Here is an 8,404-nt window from a genome sequence, read left to right on the forward strand (position 1 = left end):
CAGGTGGGCGATTCGGCACATCCGGTCGTCCCCGCGGACGCCGGTGGGTGAGAATGTCGGCATGCCGCAACTGCGCATCGCACTGGCCCAGGTCAACACCACCGTCGGGGACCTCGAAGGCAACGCCGAGCTCACCGTCGAGTGGACTCGCAAAGCCGCCGAAGCAGGCGCCCACGTCGTCGTCTTCCCGGAGATGTCCCTCACCGGCTACCCCGTCGAGGACCTCTCCCTCCGCCCGACCTTCGCCTCCGCCTCGAAGCAGATGGTCGAAGCGCTCGCCAAGCGGCTCGAAGACGCCGGATGCGGCGAGGTCCTCACCTACATCGGGTACCTCGATCTGGACGAGGCCGGCCCGCGTGACGCGGCGGCCGCGCTGTACCGCGGCGAAGTGGTCGCCCGCCAGTTCAAGCACCACCTGCCCAACTACGGCGTCTTCGACGAGCACCGCTGGTTCAAGCCGGGCCAGGAGCTCGAGATCGTCCGCTTCCACGGCGTCGACGTCGGCATGGTGATCTGCGAGGACGTCTGGCAGGACGGCGGCCCGATCTCCGCACTCGGCAAGGCCGGAGTGGACCTCGTGGTCGCCCCCAACGCTTCGCCCTACGAGCGGGCGAAGGACGACATCCGCCTGCCGCTGATCGCGCGCCGCGCGGCCGAGGCCGGGGCGCCGCTGGTGTACACGAACCAGGTCGGCGGCCAGGACGACCTCGTCTTCGACGGCGACTCGATCGTGGTCGGCGCGGACGGACGACTGCTGGCGCGCGCTCCGCAGTTCGTCGAGCACCTGCTCGTCGTCGACACGGACCTCGTCGCCGGCGGGCACACCGCCGAAGGCGAGTTCGAGGGCCTGCGGGTGAAGCGCCGAGTGCTCAGCGAGGAGCCGGTTCCGGCGTACACCCCGCGCACCGAGTCCGCGATCAGCGAGCCGCTGTCGGACGAAGCCGAGGTGTGGCACGCGTTGGTCGTCGGCCTGCGCGACTACGTGCACAAGAACGGCTTCTCGTCGGTGACGTTCGGCTTCTCGGGCGGCATCGACTCCGCGGTCGTGGCGGCGCTGGCCGCCGACGCGCTGGGCGGCGACAACGTCTATGGCGTTTCGATGCCTTCGGAGTACTCCTCAGAGCACTCGAAGGGCGACGCCGAAGACCTCGCCCGCCGGATCGGCGCGCACTATCGCGTCGAGCCGATCGCGGACATGGTCAAGGTCTACGTCGAACAGCTTCAGCTGACCGGCCTCGCCGAGGAGAACATCCAGGCCCGCGTCCGCGGCATGCTGCTGATGGCCCTGTCCAACCAGGACGGTCACCTGGTGCTCGCCACCGGGAACAAGACCGAACTCGCCGTCGGCTACTCGACGATCTACGGCGACGCCGTCGGGGCCTTCGCGCCGATCAAGGACCTGTTCAAGACGCACGTCTGGCACCTGGCCAAGTGGCGCAACGCCGAAGCCGAGAAGAACGGCGAAACCCCGCCGATCCCGGAGAACTCGATCACCAAACCACCGTCGGCCGAGCTGCGGCCCGGTCAGCTGGACAGCGACTCGCTGCCCGACTACCTGATGCTCGACGACATCCTCGACGACTACATCGAGGGCGACCGCGGCTATGTCGACCTGGTCGACGCGGGCTTCGAGCCGGAGACCATCGACCGGGTGGTGCGGATGGTCGACAAGGCGGAATACAAGCGCCGCCAGTACCCGCCGGGCACCAAGATCACTTTCAAGGCGTTCGGGCGGGACCGGCGGCTGCCGATGACCAACGGCTGGCGAGAGGGCACCGTCGTGACCCCCTCAGCTCAGCGCGACCTGCTTCCCCGCTGAGTTCGTCAGCACGGCCACCAGGCCGGGTTTCATGTCACGCCGGACGAGCATGTCCATCCCGAGCGCGCGGACCGCGGCTTCGACCGCGGCGGGCTCGGGGTGGACGCCGGTGACCATGAGCAGCGGAATCGACGGGAGTCCCCGCGTCGTCGGATGCGGGGTGCTCCCCCAGTCGATGAGGAAGGGCGCGAGCCCATCGAGACCGCCTGCGCCGGTGAGACGCCAGGTCAGCAGTTCGCCGTCGTCGGTGGTCCGCGACATCTCGGACGCTTCGCCCGGGTCGTAACCGCGTTGGCGTGCTTCCGCGATCGCCTCGTCGATGCCGTCCGCACGCGCGGCCCAGGTGATCAGGGTGGGAGCGGTCAACTCGTTGATGCCGAACGGACGCGGCCCGATGTGCTCGGGTTGATCCGGGTCGGGGCCGACCACCTCGAGGTAGGCACCCGCGCCCAGGTCGGCCAGGTAGTTGGCCGTACCGAACCCGACATGCCTTCCGCCGCGTACCGGCGTGACACCGGTCAGCTCGGCGACGCGCGCGACGGCCTCTTCGAGATCCGGCCCGGCGTAGACGAGGTGGTCAAGCACGAGGTCGCTCATGTGCATACTCCTACCGCAGCCACGGCTTCGGCGGCACCGCGGCATGGCCGTCGATCCGAAACTGTCGTACCGCTCTCGTACCCTGGACATATGACGGCACCGGGCTACTCCGTGTTCGGCACCGCGATCGGCGACTGCGGCATCGCGTGGAGCGAACGCGGGGTCGTCGCGGTCCAGCTCCCCGAGGGCAGTGAAGAGAAGACGAGGGCGCGACTGACCGCGCGCCTTCCCGAGGCGACCGAATCCACACCGCCGGGCGAGATCCAGCGCGCGATCGACGGGATCGTCTCGTTGATGGACGGCAAGCGCACGGACCTCACCGGCGTCGGCCTCGACTACGAAGGAGTACCGGACTTCCACCACCGGGTCTACGAATTCATCCGCACCATCCCTGCGGGCAAGACGCTGACCTACGGCGACATCGCGAACATCCTCGGTATGCCCGGCGGCGCGCAGGCCGTTGGGCAGGCCATGGGCCGGAACCCGTTCCCGATCATCGTGCCGTGCCACCGCGTGCTCGCCGCGGGTGGCAAGGACGGCGGCTTCTCCGCGCGCGGAGGGGTCGCCACCAAGCGCCGGATGCTGGTCATCGAAGGCGCTTTGGCGGACGAACCGACGTTGTTCTAGCTGTTTTGGGCCGGTGACCAGGGCTTGAGCCAGGGCGTTTCCGGCCAGCCTTCCGCAGCGGCCATCAGCGGGATCGCCGTCGCGCCGTCGATGTGCTCGCGGATGATGTCGGCGTGCCCGGCGTGGCGCGCGGTCTCCTCGATGAGGTGGAGCAGCACCCAGCGGACCGACCACGCGTCGACATCCTGCGGATACCAGGGCACGCCCTTCGGCACCGGGACCGGCTGGCCGAGGTCGGCGATGCCGGCGATGACGTCCGAAGTGCGGCGAGCGACCTCGTCGTAGCGCGCGAGGACGCTTTCGACCGTCTCTTCCGGCGTCATCACGTAGCCGGCTTCGTACTCCTTCATCGCTTCGTCCATCGGCTTCGAAGGCTTCTGGAGCAGAATGTCGATCCAGCCGTCTTCCGTGAACGCGGTGTGCTTGATCAGGCCACCGACGCTCAGCGAGCTTTTGGTCGGGACGGCTCTGGCCTGTTCTTCGGTGAGGCCATGCGCCGCGATCCGCAGAACGTGGCGCTGCTGCTCAAGGTAGGCGAGGAGACCTTCGCGTTCGTCGGCGACCGGGGGAACGTTTCCAGCCATGGCGGCTCCTTCCGTTGGGAAGGGGATCATGACATCCGGCACCGGCTTGCCGGGGCGATTCGGCAGGGAAGAGAGCAAAGGACCTTTGCTCTCGTTTGTCTCGACGTTGAGAGAAGTGAGAGCAAAGGTCCCTTGCTCCCCGCTACCCCTGCGGCCGGACGAACGGGAACAGCACGGTCTGCCGGATCGACGCTCCGGTCAGCATCATCAGCAGCCGGTCGACACCGATGCCGAGCCCGCCGGTCGGCGGCATGCCGTGTTCGAGCGCGAGCAGGAAGTCCTCGTCCAACTCCATCGCCTCGACGTCCCCGCTCGCCGCGCGCAGCGACTGGGCCTCCAGCCGCCGCCGCTGTTCGAGTGGGTCGGTCAGCTCTGTGTAGGCCGTGCCGACCTCGGAGCCGAACGCGATCAGGTCCCAGCGCTCGGCCAGCCGCGGGTCCACGCGATGTTGCCGGGTCAGCGGCGAGACGTCGGTCGGGTAGTCGGTGTAGAACGTCGGCAGCACGGTCGCGCCTTCGACCAGGTGCTCGTGGGCCTTCAGCACGAGGTCGCCGTGCCCGGCCTCCTCGTTCACCGGCACTCCCGCCGCGCGGCAGAACCGCTGTAGTTCGGCGACCGAGGTGCTCGCGTCGATCTTCTCTCCCAGCGCCGCCGAGACGGCTTCGTGCACCGGGATCACCGGCCAGTCACCGGAGATGTCGTACTCGACGACCGTCCCGTCCGGCCCCGGACGGCGAACGACCTGCGCGCCGTACGCGGCTTCCGCGGCGCACTGCACTAGTTCCCGAGTCAGCGTCCGCATCGTGTTGTAGTCGGCGTACGCCTGGTACGCCTCCAGCATGGTGAATTCGGGGTTGTGCGTCGCGTCGACGCCTTCGTTGCGGAAGTTCCGGTTCAGTTCGAAAACGCGCTCGACGCCGGCCACGCACAACCGCTTCAGATACAGCTCCGGGGCGATCCGCAGGTACATCCGCATGTCGTAGGCGTTGATGTGCGTGATGAACGGGCGGGCGTTGGCGCCGCCGTGCACGGTCTGCAGCATCGGCGTCTCGACTTCGAGGTAGTCACCCTGGTGCAGCCGTTCCCGTACGGCGCGCACCACGGTCGAGCGCATCCGCAGCATCGCCGTCGAATCCGGGTTCACCGCGAGGTCCAGGTAGCGCTGCCGCACCCGCGTCTCCGGGTCGGTGAGGCCTTTTCGCTTGTCCGGCAACGGATGCAGGCTTTTCGCCGTGACGGTCCATTCGTCGACGAGCACGGAAAGCTCACCGCGCCGGGACGTCACGACCTGCCCGCTCACGCCGACGTGGTCGCCGAGGTCGACACCACGCCGCCAGCCACCCGGGTCCAGCACGGAAGCGTCGAACATCAGCTGGATCTCACCGCTGAAGTCCTTGACCCGTGCGAAGCACAGCCCGCCGAGGTTACGGATCGCGAGCACCCTGCCCGCGACTCGAACCCGGTGACCGGTATGGGTGTCCGGGCCCAGATCACCGAACTTCGAAACAACGTCGCCGAGCAAGTCCTCTCGGGCGAAACCGACCGGGTAGGGGTCGATCCCGGCCTCCCGCAAGCGATCCAGCTTCGCCATCCGCACCCGGACCTGATCGGGGCGCCGCACCTGTTTCGGCGCGGGAGTGGCCGCGTTCGCTTCGATGCGGTGGACCTCGGCGACGAAATCGTCGGTGACGGTCTCCAGTTTCAGCGCTCGTCCCGACCGTCCTGTCGGGACGAATCCTTCCAGCGCGCCGGCGACGATGCCGACCCGCGGCAGCCGTCGAGCCGAGGAGTAGCACAGGAAACGTGGCTCCCAGTCGGGACCGTACTTGGCGTTGGACCGATAGAGCGATTCCAACTGGAAGAAGCGCGACGCCATGCTGAGGACACTGCGCCATGCGCGCAGCACCGGGCCCGCGCCGATCCGCTCGCCCTCGGAGAAGACCGCGCGGAACATCGCGAAGTTCAGCGAAATCCGTTGTGCGCCAAGGTGTGAGCTCGCCGCGACGACCTCCGCGACCATGTATTCGTTGAGGCCGTTTTCGGCGTCGCGGTCACGTCGCATCAGGTCGAGGGACAGACCGCGACGGCCCCACGGCACGAACGACAGCATGCCGCGAAGTTCGCCCTTGGCGTCGTACGCCTCCACCATCACGCTGCGACCATCGCTCGGATCGCCGAGCCTGCCGAGCGCCATCGAGAACCCGCGCTCGGTTTCCGCCCCGCGCCACTGCTGCGCGTGCAGCAGCAGCTTGGCCATTTCCTCGGCCGGGATTTCGCTGTGCCGCCGGACTTTCGTGGTGTATCCCGCCCGTTCGATCCGTTTGACCGCTTGGCGGACCGAGCGTCGTTCCGGCCCGGCGAGGCTGAAGTCACGGACGTCGAGGACGGCTTCGTCACCGATTTCCAGCGCACGCAGGCCCGCGTCGGCGTAGACCTTCGCACCGCGTTCACTCGCGCCGAGCACGCCGGGAGTCCAGCCGTAGGTGCGCGCTTCGTTCAGCCAGGCGCGGACGGCGTCGGGCCAGGCGTCGGGGTCGCCGATGGGGTCCGCGCTCGCGACGCTGGTGCCCGCGAGCACGCGGTAGGCCACGGCGGCACGGCCGTTGGGCGAGAAGACGACGCTCTTCTCACGCCTGGTGGCGAAATAACCCAAAGAGTCGTCTTCGCCGTGTTCGGCAAGAAGGCGACGTACACGCAGTTCTTCCTCGTCTGTCCTCAAGCGACGGCTACGCACGCCGCGGAAGAGCGTGTACAACGCGGCCGTCGCGACGGCTGTCGCGCTGAGATCGAGCACAAGGTCGAGCCAGGCTGGTCCTTCACCGATGCCGACCCGGCGGAGCTGGATGTTCTCACCGGTCGTGTGGTTGACGACCCAGGCGAAGCGCGCCCAGGTGTCGGCGAGACGTCCGGGAAAGGCTTCACTCAAGCCCCAGCCGACGAGAATGACCGCGGCCAGGCCACCGAACAGGACGGTGAGCCCGTCGCGCCACGCGCCAGGCGCGAGCCGGGCGGGGAACGCCGGACGCAGAATCCAGAGGAACGCGATCATGCCGAGGGAGATCAGGTCGGCGATGGCCAGCACCCACACCTGGTGCGGGATGTGCCGAACCTGCCACGGACCGAGTTTCAGCAGTTCAGGCCACCACAGCAGCGCGGCCTGGAACGCCAGCGTCACCGCCAATCCACCGACCTGGAACAGCAGCAGCGTGTAAAGCGCGGCGCGTTTGCGGCGGCGGAGCGCGGCACCGAGGACGACGAGCAGCAGGACGATCACGAGGCTCGCGTTCGTCGGGATACTCAAGGCCGAGAAGGCGATGTCACCCGTCCTGAGCACCGGCCCCTTCACACCGCCGGCGAGCAGGAGGATCACCGAGAACACGGCCGCGAGCTGCACGAGGGTGGCGACGATCCCGCCCGCCCTCGCCTTCCACGGCGTGACTCGGCCCACTGGGTTTGCCATTCTGGTCCTTCGCGGTACACACAGGAGATCGACAGCTGTACTTACTTGACGTCACACAACCCCGTGTGGTTGTCAACGATCATCATCCTCTGGTCTGAATTTCCTCATCCGCGGGCGTGACGGCGCTGTGTGAAGCTGGTCGCAGGGTCTTGGGACGGTCATAGCGGCATGTCACGCTTGGCCTGTTCAGCTCCACGACCCGGGGACCTCTTCGAGGCCTCGAGGGAAGGACGGTCGACAAGGATGTCTGCCACCGAAAAGGATTCCGGCGAGCTCGCGGCTCCGTACGGAACCGGCGCGGCGCCCCAGACCACATCTGGGAAGAAGGTCCGCGTACATCACCTTCGGGACATGAAAGAGCGCGGCGAAACCTGGCCGATGCTCACCGCCTACGACATGTACACCGCCGCGCTGTTCGACGAAGTGGGCATTCCCGTGCTGCTCGTCGGGGATTCCGCGTCGAACAACGTCTTCGGTTACGACACTTCACTTCCGGTCACCGTCGAGGAACTGCTTCCGCTGGTCCGCGCGGTGACCCGATCGGTGAAGCGGGCGCTGGTCGTCGCCGATCTACCGTTCGGTTCGTATCAGCTTTCGCCGCAGCAGGCGTTGGAGACGTCGGTGCGGTTCATGAAGGAAGGCCGCGCGCACGCGGTGAAACTCGAAGGCGGACGGAAATTCGCTCCGCACGTCGAGGCACTGACGTCGGCCGGCGTCCCCGTGATGGGACATATCGGATTCACACCGCAGAGTGAACACAATCTGGGCGGCTATCGAGTCCAGGGGCGCGGTGAAGCGGCCGAAGCGCTGCTCGCCGACGCGCTCGCCCTGGAGGAAGCCGGCGCCTTCGCGGTCGTCATGGAGATGGTGCCCGCCGAAGCGGCGAAGCGGATCACGCACGAACTGAAGATCCCGACCGTCGGCATCGGCGCCGGGCCGGACTGCGACGCGCAGGTGCTCGTCTGGCAGGACATGGCCGGACTTCGACGCGGCAAGACCCCTCGCTTCGTGAAGAAGTACGCCGACCTCGCCGGCGTGCTGGCGGGGGCCGCGTCGGCGTTCGCGGAGGACGTCCGGCGAGGCGAGTTCCCGGCTCCGGAGCACTCGTTCCACGACTGACCCGCCTCTGACCTGCGGAAAGAGAGCAAGGGACCTTTGCTATCACTTCTCTCAACGTTGAGGAAGGCGATAGCAGAGGTCCCTTGCTCTCCTCGCGGCTGACTGTGTGGATTTCTGGTCATCTAACGCCCCAAAATCCACACAGTCAGTCAGCGCCACTACGCGGAGTACAGGGTGTGTGGAAGCAGGGACGCTCAA

General features: G+C 67.5%; 6 protein-coding genes. 3 read left to right on the forward strand and 3 right to left on the reverse strand.

Annotated elements, in window-relative coordinates; translation table 11 throughout:
* Window positions 1-61 precede the first annotated feature (61 nt).
* Entirely contained in the window at window positions 62-1,819 is a 1,758-nt protein-coding gene (locus LCL61_RS38745) for an NAD+ synthase (protein WP_340684328.1), read from the forward strand.
* Here the strand turns inward: LCL61_RS38745 and LCL61_RS38750 are convergent.
* Complete coding sequence (locus tag LCL61_RS38750; RefSeq protein ID WP_340684329.1) at window positions 1,790-2,416, reverse strand: VOC family protein; 627 nt, start codon at window positions 2,414-2,416, stop codon at window positions 1,790-1,792. The two genes, LCL61_RS38745 and LCL61_RS38750, sit on opposite strands and share 30 nt — an antisense overlap.
* A gap of 90 nt (window positions 2,417-2,506) precedes the next feature.
* On the opposite strand from LCL61_RS38750, the gene LCL61_RS38755 reads away from it, so the two are divergent.
* Window positions 2,507-3,043: a methylated-DNA--[protein]-cysteine S-methyltransferase gene (locus tag LCL61_RS38755; protein WP_192746467.1), complete on the forward strand. Its 537-nt coding sequence runs from the start codon at window positions 2,507-2,509 to the stop codon at window positions 3,041-3,043.
* On the opposite strand, the gene LCL61_RS38760 is transcribed toward LCL61_RS38755, so the two are convergent.
* Window positions 3,040-3,627, reverse strand: coding sequence for a DinB family protein (locus tag LCL61_RS38760; RefSeq protein WP_340684330.1), 588 nt, complete (start codon window positions 3,625-3,627; stop codon window positions 3,040-3,042). The genes LCL61_RS38755 and LCL61_RS38760 overlap by 4 nt on opposite strands.
* 142 nt (window positions 3,628-3,769) lie before the next feature.
* A complete protein-coding gene (gene lysX / locus LCL61_RS38765; protein WP_340684331.1) occupies window positions 3,770-7,087 on the reverse strand; it encodes a bifunctional lysylphosphatidylglycerol synthetase/lysine--tRNA ligase LysX in 3,318 nt (1,105 codons plus the stop codon).
* A 243-nt stretch (window positions 7,088-7,330) separates the two neighbouring features.
* Between lysX and panB the strand changes: the two genes are divergently transcribed.
* Window positions 7,331-8,206 (forward strand): 3-methyl-2-oxobutanoate hydroxymethyltransferase, encoded by an 876-nt coding sequence (gene panB / locus LCL61_RS38770; protein WP_340684332.1) that lies wholly within the window; start codon window positions 7,331-7,333, stop codon window positions 8,204-8,206.
* The last annotated feature ends 198 nt before the right edge of the window (window positions 8,207-8,404 follow it).

This window comes from Amycolatopsis coloradensis, assembly GCF_037997115.1.
Lineage (GTDB): Bacteria > Actinomycetota > Actinomycetes > Mycobacteriales > Pseudonocardiaceae > Amycolatopsis > Amycolatopsis coloradensis_A.

Bases quoted from the DNA above. Each gene is read 5' to 3' on its own strand.
- LCL61_RS38745 (WP_340684328.1), top strand. From the start codon at position 62: ATGCCGCAACTGCGCATCGCACTGGCCCAGGTCAACACCACCGTCGGG.
- LCL61_RS38755 (WP_192746467.1), top strand. From the start codon at position 2,507: ATGACGGCACCGGGCTACTCCGTGTTCGGCACCGCGATCGGCGACTGC.
- LCL61_RS38760 (WP_340684330.1), bottom strand. From the start codon at position 3,627: ATGGCTGGAAACGTTCCCCCGGTCGCCGACGAACGCGAAGGTCTCCTC.
- LCL61_RS38750 (WP_340684329.1), bottom strand. From the start codon at position 2,416: ATGAGCGACCTCGTGCTTGACCACCTCGTCTACGCCGGGCCGGATCTC.
- panB (WP_340684332.1), top strand. From the start codon at position 7,331: ATGTCTGCCACCGAAAAGGATTCCGGCGAGCTCGCGGCTCCGTACGGA.
- lysX (WP_340684331.1), bottom strand. From the start codon at position 7,087: ATGGCAAACCCAGTGGGCCGAGTCACGCCGTGGAAGGCGAGGGCGGGC.